This is a genomic window from Campylobacter estrildidarum (genome assembly GCF_005406205.1).
Lineage (GTDB): Bacteria > Campylobacterota > Campylobacteria > Campylobacterales > Campylobacteraceae > Campylobacter_D > Campylobacter_D estrildidarum.
Genome location: NZ_NXLZ01000002.1, coordinates 97279 through 114236, shown reverse-complemented (window position 1 = coordinate 114236; position 16958 = coordinate 97279). Strand labels below are relative to the sequence as shown.

At 28.6% G+C, this 16958-nt stretch carries 17 protein-coding genes and 1 tRNA gene; 10 read left to right on the top strand and 8 right to left on the bottom strand.

Features of this window, described 5'->3' with window-relative positions:
- Positions 1-43 precede the first annotated feature (43 nt).
- Genes CQA69_RS01795 through CQA69_RS01775 form a run of 5 tightly spaced genes read right to left on the bottom strand, consistent with a single transcriptional unit; the run spans position 44 to position 3907 of the window.
- A complete protein-coding gene (locus CQA69_RS01795; protein WP_137620133.1) occupies positions 44-667 on the bottom strand; it encodes an HAD family hydrolase in 624 nt (207 codons plus the stop codon).
- Positions 664-993, bottom strand: coding sequence for a DUF810 domain-containing protein (locus tag CQA69_RS01790; RefSeq protein ID WP_137620132.1), 330 nt, complete (start codon positions 991-993; stop codon positions 664-666). Before CQA69_RS01790 ends, CQA69_RS01795 begins: the two co-directional genes overlap by 4 nt.
- Positions 994-1002: 9 nt before the next feature.
- Positions 1003-2628 carry a cation:proton antiporter gene (locus CQA69_RS01785; protein WP_137620131.1) on the bottom strand — a complete coding sequence of 542 codons (1626 nt, stop codon included), beginning with the start codon at positions 2626-2628 and terminating at the stop codon, positions 1003-1005.
- Positions 2629-2634: 6 nt separating this feature from the next.
- Positions 2635-3009 (bottom strand): heat shock protein transcriptional repressor HspR, encoded by a 375-nt coding sequence (locus CQA69_RS01780; RefSeq protein WP_137620130.1) that lies wholly within the window; start codon positions 3007-3009, stop codon positions 2635-2637.
- A gap of 13 nt (positions 3010-3022) precedes the next feature.
- Positions 3023-3907: a DnaJ C-terminal domain-containing protein gene (locus CQA69_RS01775; RefSeq protein WP_137620129.1), complete on the bottom strand. Its 885-nt coding sequence runs from the start codon at positions 3905-3907 to the stop codon at positions 3023-3025.
- A gap of 222 nt (positions 3908-4129) precedes the next feature.
- Here CQA69_RS01775 and htrA point away from each other — a divergent pair, with 222 nt between their 5' ends.
- The 6 genes from htrA (at position 4130) to dccS (ending at position 9656) form a co-directional block, all read left to right on the top strand.
- Complete coding sequence (gene htrA / locus CQA69_RS01770; protein WP_137620128.1) at positions 4130-5548, top strand: serine protease HtrA; 1419 nt, start codon at positions 4130-4132, stop codon at positions 5546-5548.
- Between the two features lie 78 nt (positions 5549-5626).
- On the top strand, positions 5627-6301 hold the full coding sequence (locus CQA69_RS01765) for a response regulator transcription factor (RefSeq protein ID WP_137620127.1): 675 nt from the start codon (positions 5627-5629) through the stop codon (positions 6299-6301).
- Entirely contained in the window at positions 6298-7545 is a 1248-nt protein-coding gene (locus CQA69_RS01760) for an ArsS family sensor histidine kinase (RefSeq protein ID WP_137620126.1), read from the top strand. Before CQA69_RS01765 ends, CQA69_RS01760 begins: the two co-directional genes overlap by 4 nt.
- A gap of 68 nt (positions 7546-7613) precedes the next feature.
- Positions 7614-7688, top strand: a tRNA-Asn gene (locus CQA69_RS01755).
- A gap of 119 nt (positions 7689-7807) precedes the next feature.
- Positions 7808-8485 (top strand): two-component system response regulator DccR, encoded by a 678-nt coding sequence (gene dccR / locus CQA69_RS01750; protein WP_137620125.1) that lies wholly within the window; start codon positions 7808-7810, stop codon positions 8483-8485.
- A complete protein-coding gene (gene dccS, locus CQA69_RS01745; RefSeq protein WP_137620124.1) occupies positions 8466-9656 on the top strand; it encodes a two-component system sensor histidine kinase DccS in 1191 nt (396 codons plus the stop codon). The genes dccR and dccS overlap by 20 nt, the downstream gene beginning before the upstream one ends.
- Before the next feature lie 43 nt (positions 9657-9699).
- On the opposite strand, the gene groL is transcribed toward dccS, so the two are convergent.
- Complete coding sequence (gene groL / locus CQA69_RS01740; RefSeq protein WP_137620123.1) at positions 9700-11337, bottom strand: chaperonin GroEL; 1638 nt, start codon at positions 11335-11337, stop codon at positions 9700-9702.
- An 18-nt stretch (positions 11338-11355) separates the two neighbouring features.
- Positions 11356-11616, bottom strand: a complete 261-nt coding sequence (gene groES / locus CQA69_RS01735) for a co-chaperone GroES (RefSeq protein ID WP_137620122.1) — start codon at positions 11614-11616, stop codon at positions 11356-11358.
- Between the two features lie 161 nt (positions 11617-11777).
- On the opposite strand from groES, the gene CQA69_RS01730 reads away from it, so the two are divergent.
- Genes CQA69_RS01730 through CQA69_RS01715 form a run of 4 tightly spaced genes read left to right on the top strand, consistent with a single transcriptional unit; the run spans position 11778 to position 15787 of the window.
- Complete coding sequence (locus CQA69_RS01730) at positions 11778-14321, top strand: translocation/assembly module TamB domain-containing protein (RefSeq protein WP_137620121.1); 2544 nt, start codon at positions 11778-11780, stop codon at positions 14319-14321.
- An 8-nt stretch (positions 14322-14329) separates the two neighbouring features.
- Positions 14330-14938: a riboflavin synthase gene (gene ribE / locus CQA69_RS01725; protein WP_137620120.1), complete on the top strand. Its 609-nt coding sequence runs from the start codon at positions 14330-14332 to the stop codon at positions 14936-14938.
- Positions 14902-15582 carry a polyphenol oxidase family protein gene (locus CQA69_RS01720; protein ID WP_137620119.1) on the top strand — a complete coding sequence of 227 codons (681 nt, stop codon included), beginning with the start codon at positions 14902-14904 and terminating at the stop codon, positions 15580-15582. The genes ribE and CQA69_RS01720 overlap by 37 nt, the downstream gene beginning before the upstream one ends.
- Position 15583: 1 nt before the next feature.
- The gene (locus tag CQA69_RS01715) at positions 15584-15787 is read left to right on the top strand and encodes a hypothetical protein (RefSeq protein ID WP_137620118.1); all 204 of its coding nucleotides are present in this window, start codon (positions 15584-15586) and stop codon (positions 15785-15787) included.
- Here CQA69_RS01715 and pgp5 read toward each other — a convergent pair.
- On the bottom strand, positions 15784-16944 hold the full coding sequence (pgp5, locus tag CQA69_RS01710) for a peptidoglycan metallopeptidase Pgp5 (RefSeq protein ID WP_137620117.1): 1161 nt from the start codon (positions 16942-16944) through the stop codon (positions 15784-15786). The two genes, CQA69_RS01715 and pgp5, sit on opposite strands and share 4 nt — an antisense overlap.
- Between the last annotated feature and the right edge of the window lie 14 nt (positions 16945-16958).

Below are 16958 nucleotides of genomic sequence, written 5' to 3'. Positions count from 1 at the left end.
TGAATACAATTTGTATTATTTTATGATATTTTCATTAAAAAACTCATAAATATTTTAATAAGTATTCTTTTAGAGTTTGTACGCTATCAAATTCATTTTCTTTTAAATTCTCTGTTTGATACCATTTAGCGTGGTAATATGGAATTTTTGCATTTTTAGCACATTCTCTGTCTTTTTGGCTGTCGCCTATAAAAATACTTGTTGGATAAGGTGCTTCGTTAATAAGAAGATTAAGCATTTGAGGATTAGGTTTTGGTTCTATACCAACGCTCACTCCTAAAATTTTATCAAAATATGGAATGATATTATGTTTTTTAAGTATGCTAGAAAGAGAACTTTGTGGAGCATTTGTCGCAATTGCTAAAAAACAATTTTTACTTTTTAAAAATTGCAAAAGCTCTATTACTCCATCAAATAAAATCACACTTTGTTTATAATGCTTAATAAAATATTTTTCAAAGCCATCTTTAAAACCAGAATGATGAAAATTGTCAATGTTGTAAAGCTCTTTAGCCCAATCTACATTGGGTGTATTGATAATTGTAATTATTTTTTCTTTAGGAAGAGGATTTAAATTTAAATCAGCACGAATTTCATTAACAGCACAAGTAATTGCATTTGCACTATCTATAAGCGTTCCATCCATATCAAAAAATACATTAATCATTCGTATTCCTTTAAATAGTTTTTATGTTTTTCTTTGTGGTTTTGGTTTTTTAGTTTATCTAAAGCGTTGGCAAGATTTAAAAGTTCTTCTTTTTCTTTAGAAAAATCAAGACAAGCATTGACAAAATTTTCTAATTTTTTACTATAGGTTGAGTTTAAAATAACCGCTTGACATTTTTCTACAACTTTTTTATTTTTTTGCATTCTTTCTTGAAATTTTTCCAATTCAAAATCTTCTCTTTTTAAACAGGATCTTGCTATATTAGAGAATTTTTCTAATGCTCTTAAATATTTTACTCTTAAGTTTTTTTCGTTAATTTTTGTCAAAACTATACCTTAGGTGTTTTTATGAATTCTACATTCTAAAGCTTCTTGAACTAAATTTCTAGCTAAAATTTTTTCAGAATTTATAACGCGAATATTTTCATCTATGCTTGAAAACAACATTTTTTCAAGATTTCCGCTAACGTGGATAATAGTATCAATAGGCTTTGGGTAAGATGATAAAAGTTGGCAAAGCATTTCAAGTTTTGCTTCATTGGTTATAGTAATGACTGCAACAGCACATTCTTCTATATTGGCAATTTTTAAAGTTTCTTCTTGGGCAGCATTTGCAAAAATCACATTTTCCCCACGACTATTTCCTAATTCAACCAAATTTAAATCACTTTCTAGTACTAAATAAGGTACACCAGTATTTTTAATCCTTTGCACCATTTCTTGCCCTAAGCGTCCATAACCAAAAATGACAAGATGATTTTTTAATTTGTATTGTTGAGTATTGTTTTGTATAGTGTTTTTATTTAAAGTCATATCTTCAACGACATTTGCAATTTTGCGTATGTTATTAAGTATAAAAGGAGTAATAATCATTGTTATAATTGAAACCACAATTAGAATTTGTGAAGTTTTAATATCAAGCATACCTTTAGCTTGCAAAAGAGAAAAAATTGCTAGAGCAAATTCTCCAATTTGGGCAATAGAAAAAGCAGTTTTTAGAGCTACTCTTTTTTTTGTATAAAGAAATAAAAATCCAAATATTATACCAAATTTCATAGACATAATTAGCAGGGTTAAAATACAAATTAAAAACCAATTTTCTGTGATAATATCGAGTTGAATTTGCATTCCTACTGTCATAAAAAAAAGCCCCAGGAGTAAGTCTCTAAAAGGAATTAAATCGGCTTCAATTTTATGTTTATATTTGGTTTCTGCTATCAATGCTCCTGCTATAAAGGCACCCAGAGAATAGGAAAAGCCAAAATAGTTTGCTAAAAAACTTGCACCTATTACCATAAATAAAATTGTAGCTATAAAAATTTCTTGAGAAGAAGCACGAATAATAAGCCTAAAAACCCTATCTACTAAATATTTTCCTATAAAAAAAAGCAAAGCAATTAAAATAATTGCTGAAATAAGAGAAGTGAGTAATAGCTGTCCTATGTCTTGATTGTTAGATGAAAATATATCTACAAGTAGCAGTAAAGGAATAACCGCAATATCTTGAAAAAGTAGTATTCCTAAAGCTTTTCTGCCGTATTGTTCATTAATATCTCCATTGTCATTTAGCATCTTAAGTACAACAGCAGTAGAAGAGAGTGCTAAAGCAAAACCTGCTATGGTTGCACTTTTATCTCCAAGACCTAAAATTCCCATAGTAATTAAAGTAAATACAAATCCGCAAGTAAGCATTTGCAAAGATCCGTTTAAAAAAACCTCTTGTTTCATAGCCATTAAATGCTTAAAAGAAAATTCAAGTCCAATTGTAAACATTAAAAAAACGATACCAAATTCAGCAATATGAGTTATTTCGCCTTTCCCGCTTAAATGATAAATTTCAGAAATGATTTCTCCAGCTGCTATATAACCGATAATAGTTGGAATTTCGAATTTTTTTAAAATAACATTTAAGATAATAGCAATAGCCGCCGCAATGAGAAAAATTTCTAAAAAATTATCCATTTTTTGTTATTTTTTCTCATAGAAGATTAAATCAAAGCTGTTTTTATGTTTAACAACAGCTTTTGAGGTTGCATTAGGATTTTTCTGTTTGCTAAGTTCCAAACGTAACTCATCGATTAAATTTTCAAATTCGTGAATTTGATTTTTTAATTTTAATATAACATCAACTCCTGCTAAATTTACACCCATATCACGAGTTAAGCGAAGTATTAATTTGATGCGATCGATATCTCTTTGAGAGTATAGTCTTATTTTACCATCAGTTCTACTTGGCTCTACTAGTCCTTCTCTTTCATATTGTCTTAAGGTTTGTGGGTGTATGCTTAAGACTTTAGCAACAACGCTTATTAGGTATACAGGTTCGTCGTAGTGATGATCCATTATTTTCTCCTTTCTATGGAAGTTTTTCTTTTAAAAGTGTGATAAGTTTTTCATCTAATGTTTCTGTATTTGGCAATATAATATTTAAAATCAAATACATATCTCCATAAATATTATTTTTTCTATTTTGCACCCCATAACCTTTTAAACGTATCTTTTGTCCATTTTTTGAATTTGGAGCTATAGAAATTGTAGCTTCTTTCTTGTTTTCTTTAAAAGTTTTAATTGTAATTTTACCGCCAAAAAGAGCCGTTTTAAGTGAAATATCAACTTTTTGATATAAATCATCATCGTCTCTTTGATATATTTTACTTTCTTCAATTTTTACTATAATAATGAGATCTCCACGGGTTTTATTGTAAGCATTCTTTCCTTTTCCGCGAATTCTAAGTTTTTCTCCTTCTTTAATACCGTGTGGAATTTTAAATTTAATATTTTCTCCTTGAAAGGTAAAAGTATGTTCTCCCCCAACAACAGATTTTTCAAAAGGAATGGTTAGTTCTATGGTTAAGTCTAAATCTTCTTCTTCAAAATTTCCAAACCCACCAAAACCTTTAGAAGAAAATCCATTAAAACGATGATGGCGTGAAGATCCACCAAACCCTCCGCCAAATAAATCTTTCAAGATATCGTCTAAATTAATTCCTCCGGTATTTCTTGAAAAATCGTGAAAACTTTGTCCTCCAAATATAGAATCACCATATTGATCATATTGAGTACGTTTTTTTTCATCACTTAGAATTTCATAAGCAGCATTGATTTCTTTAAATTTTTCTTCAGCTCCTTTTTCTTTATTGATGTCAGGATGATATTGTCTTGCTAAGCGACGATAAGCTTTTTTTATTTCATCAGAGCTTGCATTTTTTGATACTCCAAGTGTTTCATATAAACTATTCATTGCTTATTTTTTTCCTTAAAAAAATTAGTTTTTTATATTATTGTTATTATAACATAAACTTTAGTCTAAGTCAATCAAGTTTTATCAATTTTTACCACTCAAGTTTTTTTATTTACAATTTCGTAAATTTTTGATTTTATACTATGTCTTATGTAAAAAATATTTTTTTACAAATAAAACCATATTAGGATTTATAAATTTTCTATATAGAAAGGAAAAAATATGAAAAAGATTGTTTTGTCAATAGGTTTAGCAAGTGCATTATTTGCAGCGAGTGTTAATTTCAATGAATCAAATACGTCTGCTAATCGTGTTAATCCAGCAGATGGTGGAGTTATATTAAGTTATCATGATTCTATTAAAGATGTCAAAAAATCAGTTGTTAATATTTCAACTTCAAAAACTATAGCACAGGCAAATCATTTTAGCCCTTTAGATGATTTTTTTAATGATCCTTATTTTAAGCAATTTTTTGATTTTGATCTTCCTCAAAGAAAAAGCAAAAACAACAAAGAAGTGATCAGTTCTTTGGGATCAGGAGTGATTATTTCAAAGGACGGTTACATTGTTACTAACAATCACGTAGTTGATGATGCGGATACAATTACTGTAAATTTACCAGGCAGTGATACAGAATATAAAGCTAAGTTAATAGGCAAAGATCCAAAAACTGATTTGGCTGTGATTAAAATAGAAGCTAAAGATCTTTCAGCTGTTACTTTTGCTAATTCAGATGATTTAATGGAAGGCGATGTTGTATTTGCTTTAGGAAATCCTTTCGGGGTTGGCTTTAGTGTTACAAGCGGAATTATTTCAGCGTTAAATAAAGATAATATTGGTCTTAATCAATATGAAAATTTTATACAAACTGATGCCTCTATTAATCCAGGAAATTCAGGCGGTGCTTTAGTTGATAGTCGTGGTTTTTTAGTGGGTATTAATTCAGCAATACTTTCTCGTGGTGGTGGTAACAATGGCATAGGATTTGCCATTCCTTCAAATATGGTCAAAGATATAGCTAAAAAACTTATCGAAAAAGGAAAAATTGAAAGAGGTTTCTTAGGAGTAACTATATCAGCTTTACAAGGAGAAACTAAAAAAGCTTATAAAAATCAAGAAGGTGCTTTGATTACCGATGTTCAAAAAGGATCTAGTGCCGATGAAGCCGGATTAAAACGTGGAGATTTAGTTACAAGGGTAAATAATAAAGTCATTAAAAATCCAATGGATTTAAAAAATTATATAGGCACACTTGAGATTGGAGAAAAAGTAGTAATTGATTATGAAAGAGATGGAGACAATAAGCAGACTAGCTTTATTCTTAAGGGAGAAAAAGAGAATTTAACAGGAGTGCAAAAAAATCTAATTGATGGTTTAAGTTTAAGAAATTTAGATTCTAGATTAAAAGATCGTTTGCGACTTCCAAGAGATGTGAATGGGGTTTTAGTAGAGAAGGTTAAGAGTAAAAGCAAGGCCGATGAAGCTGGATTTAAAGAAGGAGATGTGATTATAGGTATTGGTCAAGATGAGATTAAAAATTTAAAAGACTTAGATCAGGCGTTAAAACATATCAATAAAAAAGAATTTACCAAAATTTGGGTATATCGTAATGGTTTTGCTACTTTATTGGTGTTAAAATAATTTATGGCAAAAAAGGTTTTCTTTTTGTTATAAATTTTAGTTTAAAATTAAAATTAAAGAACAAATTAAAGGAGTATAATGACTAATATTCTTATGATAGAAGATGATTTAGAATTGGCTGAAATTACTGCTGAGTATTTGGAAAAATTTGAAATGAAAGTGGATATAGCACATGAACCTTATATAGGTCTTTCAAAACTTGCTTTGAAGGAATATCAGCTGATCATTCTAGATCTTTCTTTGCCAGGGCTTGATGGGCTTGAAGTTTGTGAAGAAATTCGTAAAAAATATGATACTCCTATAATTATTTCAAGTGCAAGACACGATATTACAGATAAAGTAAATGCTTTAGAGCTTGGCGCAGATGATTATTTGCCAAAACCTTATAATCCTAAAGAACTTCAAGCACGTATAAAAAGTCATTTAAGACGTATTTCAAATACTAAAAGTGTTCTTGCTAAGAGCGTAAAAGATCTTGTGTATGATCAATACAAGCATACAATTTCAATGAAAGGACAAGAGCTTCTTTTAACGAATGCTGAATTTGATATCTTAAGTTATTTGATCAAAAAAGAAGGTGGAGTTGTGAGCAGAGAAGAGCTTGTTTATAATTGCTCATCTATAAGTGAAGATTCTAGTAATAAAAGTATAGATGTTATTATTAGTAGAATTCGTCAAAAAATGGGCGATGATCCAAAGACGCCAAAATATATCCATTCTATTAGAGGTATAGGGTATAAATTAACTCAATGAATAAATCTTCAGTTTTTTATACCATTACCTTTATTTTTATTTTTGCTGGTATAAGTGTTGTTTTAGGTTTTTTATGGCTTATTGAATACGACCAGCAAAATTATACTAGAGAGCTCAATACTAAATATTCTTTAATTGCCAATGCTAGACTTTTGTATTTTGCAGGAGTTATCAGTGAAAGAGAATTTGAAGAGCAAACTAAAAACTATAATAAAATGGAACAAATAATAGAAGCTAGACGAATTCGAAAAATTCTTTTTAATGGCGATATTTTAGATAGAGTTGAAGTTAGAAATGGTTTAATAGAAATCATTTCTTATAATAATCAAGTTTATCTAAATATAATTTATGATGGTAAAGTAAATCTTTATAAAGATCAAGATTATCAAACTTATAGATATTTTATTATAAAAGTGATCGCTGTAGCTGTAATTTGTATACTTGTTTTGCTTTATATTTTTATATTTAAAAAATTAAAACCTCTTAAAACTCTTAAAAAACAAATTGATAAATTTGCACAAGGAAAGCTTAATGATATAGAAGATGTCAGTACCGGAGCAGATGAAATTTCTCAAGTGAGTGAAGCTTTTTATCAAGCTATTTTACAAATTCGAAAACTAAATCAATCGCGTCAATTTTTTTTAAGAAATATTATGCATGAGTTAAAAACTCCAATTACAAAAGGACTTATCACTCTTGAAATGTTGGAAGATAATAAATATAAAGAAAGATTAGAAAATATTTTCAATAGACTTGAAATTCTAATCAATGAATTTGCCGCTATAGAACAAATAACCTCGGGGGCCGCTTTTATTAATAGAAAAAAATATAATATTTTAGATGTTTTAGATGAGGCTAAAGAAATAGCGATGCGTGATGATAATAATATAAGAATTTTTATGAAAGAAAGTTTTTTCGTAAATGTTGATTTTAAACTTTTTACTACAGCGATTAAAAATATGATAGATAATGGTATTAAGCACTCTAAAGATGGTTTTGTGCAAATAAATATAACACAAGATTTTATTTGTTTTAAAAATTGTGGTCCTGAACTTAATAATACTTTAGAATATTATACTCAAGCTTTTACACAAGGAACAAAGCAAAAATCTAGCTTCGGACTAGGGCTTTATATAGTAAATACTATTTTGCAAACACATGAAATGAAGCTTGATTATAGCTACAAAGATGGAATGAATTTATTTTATTTTGTTGATTTGAAGAATATTATTGTCAAGGAATGATTTAATATCTTTTAAAAAAATCTTGACAAATGTATTAATTTTCAATATAATTGCATTTTTAATTTTATTCCGGATTAGCTCAGCGGTAGAGTAGTCGGCTGTTAACCGATTGGTCGTAGGTTCGAATCCTACATCCGGAGCCATTTTTACTTCTTTTTCAAATCTTTCTTATTTCTCAATATTTTTATTTTGGTTAAATTTAGATTTGTAGTTTGATTTTTTTGTTACAATTATATAAAAATTATAATTCTTAAGGGAAATAATGGCGACAAAAATTTTACTTTTAGAAGACGATTTAAGTTTAAGCGAGATTATAGAAGAATATTTAATAGAGCAAGGATATAAACTTGATGTTTGCAATAATGCTCAAGAAGCTTTAGAATTAGCTTATGAAAAACATTTTGATTTATGGATTTTAGACGTTAAAGTTCCATTAGGAGATGGTTTTTCTCTATTAAAAGAGTTAAGAGAATATGGAAAACAAACTCCTGCTATTTTTATGACTTCTTTAAACACAGTTGATGACTTAAAAGAAGGCTTTAAAGTCGGTTGTGATGATTATATACGAAAACCTTTTGAACTTACGGAACTTTCTATTCGAATACAAGCTTTGCTTAAAAGAGCATTCTCTCATAAAAATGAAGATTATGAAGATTTAGGGAATGGTTTTAAATTTAGTTTTACTTCTCAAATTCTTTATCATTTTGATAAAGCTTTGACTTTGCCAAGTAAGGAAATCAAACTTTTATCATTGCTATTAAAAAATAAAAATATTTTTTTAAGCCCAGAAAGGATTTTTGAAGAAGTTTGGGAATATAATGAAGAACCTAGCGAACTTAGCTTAAGGGCTTATGTTAAAAATTTAAGAAAATTATTAGGCAAAGAGAAGATTATTAATCAAAGAGGCAGGGGATATCGTTATGAGCAAGAAAGTCATTAGACAAATTTTATTGCTTTATCTTACGACTACGGGATTTTTTATAACCTTCTTTTTTGTACTTTGGTATCAAAAACTGCATGAAGAATTGATAATTTTAAAAAGCACATCTTTAAGAGAGATCCATAGAAATATTGTTATAGGTATTATAAATTCCCGTTTTACTCCTATGAATGTAAGTGCTAAAAATATTGCACAAAGTTCCCGGCTTAATTTTGCTATTTTTGATAATAATAAAACTATTTTTGATAATTTAGATTTTAATTTTAGAAAAGCAAAAATTGAATTTAAGGGCAGGGGAATTTATGACGGAAAAGTTTTTTTAATCGCTCCAATGAGCACAGATTTATATTTTTTGCAATATATTAAAGATGAAAATTTAGACAATGAAAATGGATTGAAAATTTTAATTCAAGGAGAAGATGTTAGCAAAGAACTTTTTTATATTAGAGTAAGGGTTTTTGGTTTTGCTATAGCAGCTTTTTTTGCACTCGGTTTAATAGCTTATTTATTGGTAAAAATTGCCTTGAAACCTCTAGAAGAAAGAATCAGTATTTTAAATAGGTTTATAAAAGATTCTACACACGAACTAAACACTCCTTTAAGTGTTATTTTGATGAGCATAGAACAGCTTGAACAACAAAATTTGAAATATAATCATAAATTTAAGCGCATTAAATTAGCAGCAAAAAGCTTATCTCAAGTGTATTCTGATTTAGTTTTTTACAATTTTCCAAGTACTTTAGAAAGCGAAAAACAAGAATTTGATTTAAAAATTTTATTAGAAGAAAGAATAGAATATTTTAAATTATTTTTTGAACAAAAGAAGATAAAACTAGAACTTCGATTAGATAAAGTAAAGATTTTTGCTATTAAAAATCAAATTTCAAAACTCTTGGATAATCTTTTGAGCAATGCAATTAAATATAATAAAAAAAATGGAGCTATTTCTATAGAACTAAAAGAAAATTTTTTAAGTATTACTGATACAGGTTGTGGTATATCAAAAGAAAATTTGAAATTTATTTTTGATCGTTACGCAAGATTTAATAAAGATCAAGGAGGATTTGGTATTGGATTATCCTTGGTAAAAAAGATTTGTGATGATAATAATATAAAAATTATTTGTGAATCAGCGGAAAATCAAGGGAGCGTGTTTAAGCTAAGTTGGTGAAAATCAAGCCAGAAAGCTGACTTGATTTTAGCTTAGATGGAAATTACATCATTCCACCCATGCCTCCCATTCCACCCATACCACTCATATCAGGCATAGCAGGTTTGTCTTCTTTAATTTCACTAATAGTTGCTTCAGTTGTTAAAAGCATACTTGCTACAGATACTGCATTAAGTAAAGCAACTCTTTCTACTTTAACAGGATCGATAATGCCAGAAGCAAACATATCTACATATTCGCCTTTAGCAGCATCAAAACCTGTATTTTCTTCTTTTGTGTTTTCTACAGTATTAACAACAACACCTGCATCAAAACCAGCATTCTCAGCAATTTGTCTTAAAGGCGCTCTTAAAGCTCTTTCTACTATTGCAGCTCCAATAGCTTCATCACCTTTAAGATCTAGTTTGATTTTTGATTTTGCTTTGATAAGTGCGGCACCACCACCGATCACTATACCTTCTTCAACAGCAGCTTTTGTTGCGCTTAAAGCATCATCAACGCGATCTTTTTTCTCTTTCATTTCGGTTTCAGTTGCGGCTCCAACTTTGATTAAAGCTACGCCACCGCTTAACTTTGCAAGTCTTTCTTGTAATTTTTCTTTATCATAATCACTTGTTGTTTCAGCAATTTGTGCTTTGATTTGATTAATTCTTGCATCAATATTTGCTTTTTCACCAACACCATTTACAATTGTAGTATTATCTTTGTCGATAATCACACTTGAAGCTTGTCCTAAATCCTGTAAGGTTGCACTTTCTAAAGTTCTTCCAAGTTCTTCAGAAATCACTTCCCCGCCAGTTAAAATAGCGATATCTTCAAGCATGGCTTTTCTTCTATCTCCAAAACCAGGCGCTTTTACAGCTGAAATATTTAAAACACCTCTTAATTTATTAACCACTAAAGTCGCAAGTGCTTCACCCTCAATGTCTTCAGCAATAATTAAAAGTGGTTTTCCTGTTTTTTGAATTTGTTCTAAAATTGGTAATAAATCTTTTAAATTCGATATTTTTTTATCATAAAGTAAAATATAAGGATTTGAAAGTTCCACTAACATTTTATCAGCATTTGTGATAAAATAAGGGCTTAAATATCCTCTATCAAATTGCATACCTTCAACAACATTTAATTCATCATTGATTGATTTAGCCTCTTCAACAGTGATCACACCATCTTTTCCAACTTTTTCCATTGCATCAGCAATTAAATTTCCGATTTTTTCATCAGAATTTGCTGAAATAGTAGCAACTTGAGCTATTTCTTTTTTATCTTTAACTTCACGAGAAAGTTTTTTAAGTTCAGCTATGATAGCTTCACAAGCTTTATCCATACCGCGTTTAACTTCGATAGGATTAGCCCCTGCTGTAATATTTCTTAAACCTTCTTTAAAAATTGCATGAGCTAAAACGGTCGCAGTCGTTGTTCCATCACCTGCTTGATCAGCTGTTTTACTTGCTACTTCTCTCACTAAAGAAGCACCCATATTTTCTAAAGAATCTTTTAATTCAACTTCTTTAGCAACACTTACACCATCTTTTGTGATACTTGGTGCACCAAAACTTTTTTGAATTAAAACATTGCGACCTCTTGGTCCCATAGTTACTTTTACAGCATCATTTAATTTTTTAACACCCTCATAGAGTTTATTTCTTGCTTCATCTGAAAAAAATATTTCTTTTGCCATTTCTTACTCCTTAAAAAATTATTTTAAAATTCCTAAAACATCATCAATGTTTAACACTAAATATTCATTTTCATCAAGTTTGATTTCGGTTCCGCCATATTTGGCAAATATAATTTTATCACCGTTTGATATATCACTTATTTCTTTACTTACTGCAATTACTTCTCCGATTAGTGGTTTTTCTTTAGCATTATCTGGTATAATTATACCCGAAGATGTTGTTTTAGTTTCTTCTACGCGTTTAACTAGAACACGTTTTCCTAAAGGTTGAAAATTCATTTTGTCCATCCTTAAAAAATAATTTTAGCACTCTTTAATTTTGAGTGATAAAATCATACAATAAAAAATGAATTTTGTCAATAGTTTTAGTAAAAATATTTATATAACTTTAGTTAAATAGACTAAATTTTTTTTATAAAAAATATATCAAGGATAAACGAATGAAAAAATTTTTTTATGCGGTTTTTATTTTAATTGCGGTGTTTATAATGGTTCTATATGGAATCTTATTTACAAGTTTTGGTAATAGTTTTGTTGCCAATATAGCTCAAAGCAAGATTAAAGAAAGCTCTGGGCTTGATGTGAATATTACACGCTTTGATCTACGCTTTTCAAGTATCAATCTCCAGCTTAATTTGGAAAATATGGTTAATCTTGATTTGTATGGAAAATTAAATCTTTTTAAATTAGGCTTTGATCTTAATTATGCTATTAAATTTGATAAAAGTTATGCTCAAAATTTAGGTTTAAATTTAAAAGAAAATTTAGTCTTTGGAGGAAAAATTCAAGGCAAAGCGAGTGATTTTATCGCCGATGGAAAAGGTTATTTATTTGGATCTGATGTCTTGCTAGATACTCGCATTTATGATTATTCTCCTATTGCTTTAAATTTAAGTGCTCAAAGTATGCAAATTTCGGAACTATTAGGACTTCTTGGTAAGACAAATTTGGCAAAAGGAACTTTAGATATAGCGAGTAAAATTACTGCCAAAGATTTAAAACCTGATGGGAATATTATAATAAAACTTGATAATACTTATATAAACTATGAAAAGTTTAAAAAAGAATTCGGGATAGATTTGCCTGAAAATTCTAATTTAAAAGCTCAAATTTTGGCAAATATAAAAGAAGATAAGGTTTATATTGTGAGTAAAATTTATAATGGTTATTTAAATTTACAAACTCAAAAAACTTTATATAATTTATCCAACAACACTCTTTTTACAGATTTTGATTTAAAAATTCCTAGTCTAGCTAAACTTGAAAAACTGACAAAAACAAAACTAAATGGTGATTTACAAACTATAGGAGATTTAAGTTTGGCTAATAATGCCTTACAAGCTTTAAATGCTAATATTATAGGATTAGGTGGTGAAATAAAAGCTAGTTTAAAAAATAATCAATTACTTGCTCAGATTGATAGTGCAGATTTAGGAAAAATTTTAGCTATTGCCGGATATGGTAGTTTGATTAACGGTAATTTGAATGCTAATTTAAGCAGCACAGGTCTTGATTTTGCTAATTTTAATGCCGAAGCAAAAATCGATAATGCAAAAATAAACACCCAAGAACTTAAAAAAAATGCCCACATAGAACTTCCAAGTACAACTTTTAGTTTCGATGCAAAAGCTCTTGCTAAAAATAATAATATCACTTATAATGCAATTTTGGCTTCTAATTTATTAAATATCAAAAAATTATCTGGAAATTATAATTTAAAAAATGGAGAATTAAATACAGATTTAAATTCTTTTATCGATGATTTATCACAATTTAGTGCCATTGCAGGACAAAAGCTACAAGGTAATGTGCAATTAAATGCAAAAGCTCATATCATAGGTTCAAAGATACAAAATTTAAGCGCAGATGCAAATATTGCTGATGGAATTATAAAAGCGAGCTCTGATGGAGAAAAGCTGGATTTAAATATCAATAAACTCGATCTTTCAAAAATTTTAGTTATTGCAGGTATGCCAAATTATGCAAGTGGAGATATTAATGCAAAAGCGCATTTAGATAGTGTTGATTTGAAAAATCTTAATGGAAATATAAATTTAAATGCAAAGGGTATTTTAAATTCTGTAGTTTTAGGTAAAATTTTAAATAAAAAATTTCCAAGCAATATAAACTATGATTTAAAATCTAACGTAGTTTTAAAAAATAGTATTGCTGAGTTTGATAGTGTTTTAAATTCTACTTTAGCTAATCTTTCACATTTAAAAGGTAGTTTTGATATTAATAAAATAAATTTAAAATCTAATTTTAATTTAGATGTCAATGATTTTTCAAAACTAGGATTTTTACTAGATAGAAAACTTAAAGGTTCGGCTAGTTTTAATGGCGATATCAATTATGATAAAACGTTAAATTTTAATATCATGAGTAAAAATTTATTCAATGGAACTTTAAATGCAATTTTAAAAAATAATATTATTAACGCTGATTTAAACAATGTAGATTTGGATACTTTAGCTCAAGGAATAGATATAATGGATGTTTATCAAGGTAAGGCTAATGTAAAAGCAAATTATAATATTTTAAATGAACAAGGCGAAGTGAATTTAGATGTCAAGCAGGGAAAACTTAAGCCAAATTCTATTACCAAGGCTTTAAAAGCTTTAACTTTAAAAGATTTTACCCAAGAAGTTTTTCATACAGCAAATGCAAAAGCATTGATTAATAAGGAAAATATAAAATTAAATTTAAATATGCAAGCTGATAATGCTAGTATTGTTATAAATTCAGGAGAGCTTAATTCAAAAAGTGGTTCTTTAAATCTTCCTTTTAGTGCTAAAATTGACAAAGCTGACTTTAAAGGAAATATTGCAGGAACGACTGATAATCCTAAGATAAAATTAGATGTGGGCAGTGTTGTTGATTCTGTGAAAAATATACTTGGTGTTAAAAATAATGATGCTAAAGATACAGATAAAAATAAAAAAGTTGATAAAGCAATTAATAAGCTATTAAACAAGATATTTTAAGGAAATTAATGTTTAATGGTCTTATAAGAGAAATTGCACAAGTTGTATCTTATCAGAATAACATTTTAAGATTAAAAGCACAATATAAGCCTAATTTAGGAGATAGCATAGCTGTTAATGGAGCTTGTTTGAGTGTGACAAAAATTTATCACGATGGTTTTGAAGTTGAGCTTTCTCATGAAAGTCGTTTGCATATAGCGGTGCAAAATTTAAAAGAGAGTGTTCATATAGAGCCAGCTTTAAGGTTTGGCGATAGAATTGATGGGCATTTGATGCAAGGACATATTGATTTTATTGGAACACTTGAACAAATTCATAAAGATGAAAATGGAGTAGATTTTTTTATTTTATTGCCTAAAGATGCGATGAAATTTGTCGCTTCTAAGGGTAGTATAGGGATCGATGGGGTTAGTTTAACTATCAATGAGGTTTTTGAGAATCAAATTAGATTAACCATTATACCCATCACTTTTAAAGAAACTCTTTTTAAAGAGTATAAAATAGGTAGAAAAATTAATATTGAAACTGATTTGCTTGCTAGATATATATATGCGCAATTAAAAGATACTAAGGAAATGTCATGGAAAGAGATAGAAAAAATTTCTTATCTTTATTAGATAATGAAAAAGTAAGTATTTTTTGTGCCTATGATCAAGATTATGGTGTTTTTAGAGCAAATTCTTTTAAGAAAAATTTATTTTCTCATTTGGGTTTTGAGGGTATTTCAGAATGTGTTTTTATGGATCAAATTCATTCTAGTTTTGTGCAAATTTATGATACAAATTTAAAAGATCTTACTTGTGATGGTTTGATTACCAAGAAAAAAAATGTTGCGCTTTGTGTTTTGAGTGCGGATTGCTTGCCTTTGCTACTATATCACGAAGATGGCATTGTAGCAGCTTTACATTCTGGCAGAAAAGGAAGTTTTAAAAATATTTTAAAAGAGTGTATAGAGAAGATTAGTTTAGAAAGTCCTAATTTGGATGGGAGTAAATTTCATCTTTTTATTATGCCAAGTATTTGTTGGAAAAATTATGAAATTAGCGGAGAGGTTTTAGATTTTGCCAAGGAAAATTTTAAAGATTTTTTATTAGGTAATCAGTTAGACTTAAAGTCTTTGGTAAAATTCCAAGCCAAAAATTTAAATATAAATAATATTTTAGACTCTGAAATTTGTAGCTTTGAAAATAAAGATTTTTTTTCTTATCGTCGAGATAAAACACAAAAACGTTTTGTGAGTGTGATTTATTTAAAGGGTTAAAATGTATGAAAAAAAAGATTTAAGGGTTTTAAAAATCATTCAAAAAGCTAGAGAATTTGGTGATTTAGATCTATGTAATGAAATTTTAGTCAATCAACTTGTAAATTCTACCTTTAATGAGATTGATTTTAAAGAAAAAGAAGAGCTCATCGCTCTTTTAAATTCTTTAATCGAGGTAAAAGATAAAGCACTGCTTAGCAATTAAAATTCTATATAGTTTTCAAATTCTTCTTCTCTAGGTGGATTTGGTTGATGAGTTTCTAAAGCTTCTTGAACAGTTTTTTCATATTGGACTATAGTGTTTTCAAATTCTTTTTTTTGTTTTCCTTTTAATTCAGATTTAGCAATTTTTACTACTGATGTTGGATTGATAGCTTTATTATTAAGATAAACTCCAAAATGCAAATGAGGTCCTGTGCTCATACCTGTTGAGCCCACATAGGCAATGATTTGTCCCTGATTTACTTTTTGACCGCTTTTAATTTTAGCAAAGCGACTTAAATGTGCATATAAAGTGGTATAACCTGCATCATGCTTTATTTGAACGACATTTCCATATCCGCCTTTTGTTCCTACAAAAATAATTGTTCCCTTACCCGCACTTTTAACAGGTGTGCCAGTAGGGGCTGCATAATCAATACCAAGATGAGCACGATATCTTTTAAGTATAGGATGGTATCTTGCAGTGCTAAAAGGAGAGGAAATTCTTGTATAATTAACTGGTTTGATGAGTAAAAAATTCTCTAATTCTTTACCATTTCTATCATAAAAAATATCATTATAAGAAAAAACTTCTTGAATATTTTTATTGATTTCTACCGATGCCATTTTAATTGTAATATCTCCCCAAAGCCTCCCCATACGACGTTTTTGTTCATAATAAAGAGTTATTTCATCTCCTTTTTGAATATTTCTAAAATTAACACTTCTTTTAAAAGCTCGAACCATAGCACGAGCTAAGGTACTGCTACCGCTTTCTTCATATACATCTTGATAAGCTGAGTTTTTAACTGTTAAATGTAAAATTCTATCATCTTTTTGATAAGAAACTGGAGTGAAAGTAAGAGTATATTGATTGTTTTTGTCTTTATAAATATGAATTTGTAAATCATCACTGATAGGGATTAGAACTTGTTCTATATTGTTGTTTTCATCTTTTAAAATTTGATATTTTACGTTATAGGCTATATCAGAAGCAAGTTCTTGGTCTTCTTTATCAAGTTCATAATAAAGTGACATAGGAATGGAGTTTCGTTGTAAAAATTTAAGCAAAGTATCTCCGTTATCCCAAGTTGATTCTTCTATACTTAAAGCAGCAAAGCTTTGAATAACAAATACAAACAAAAGCAAAATTTTTCTCATAAAAAACCTTATTT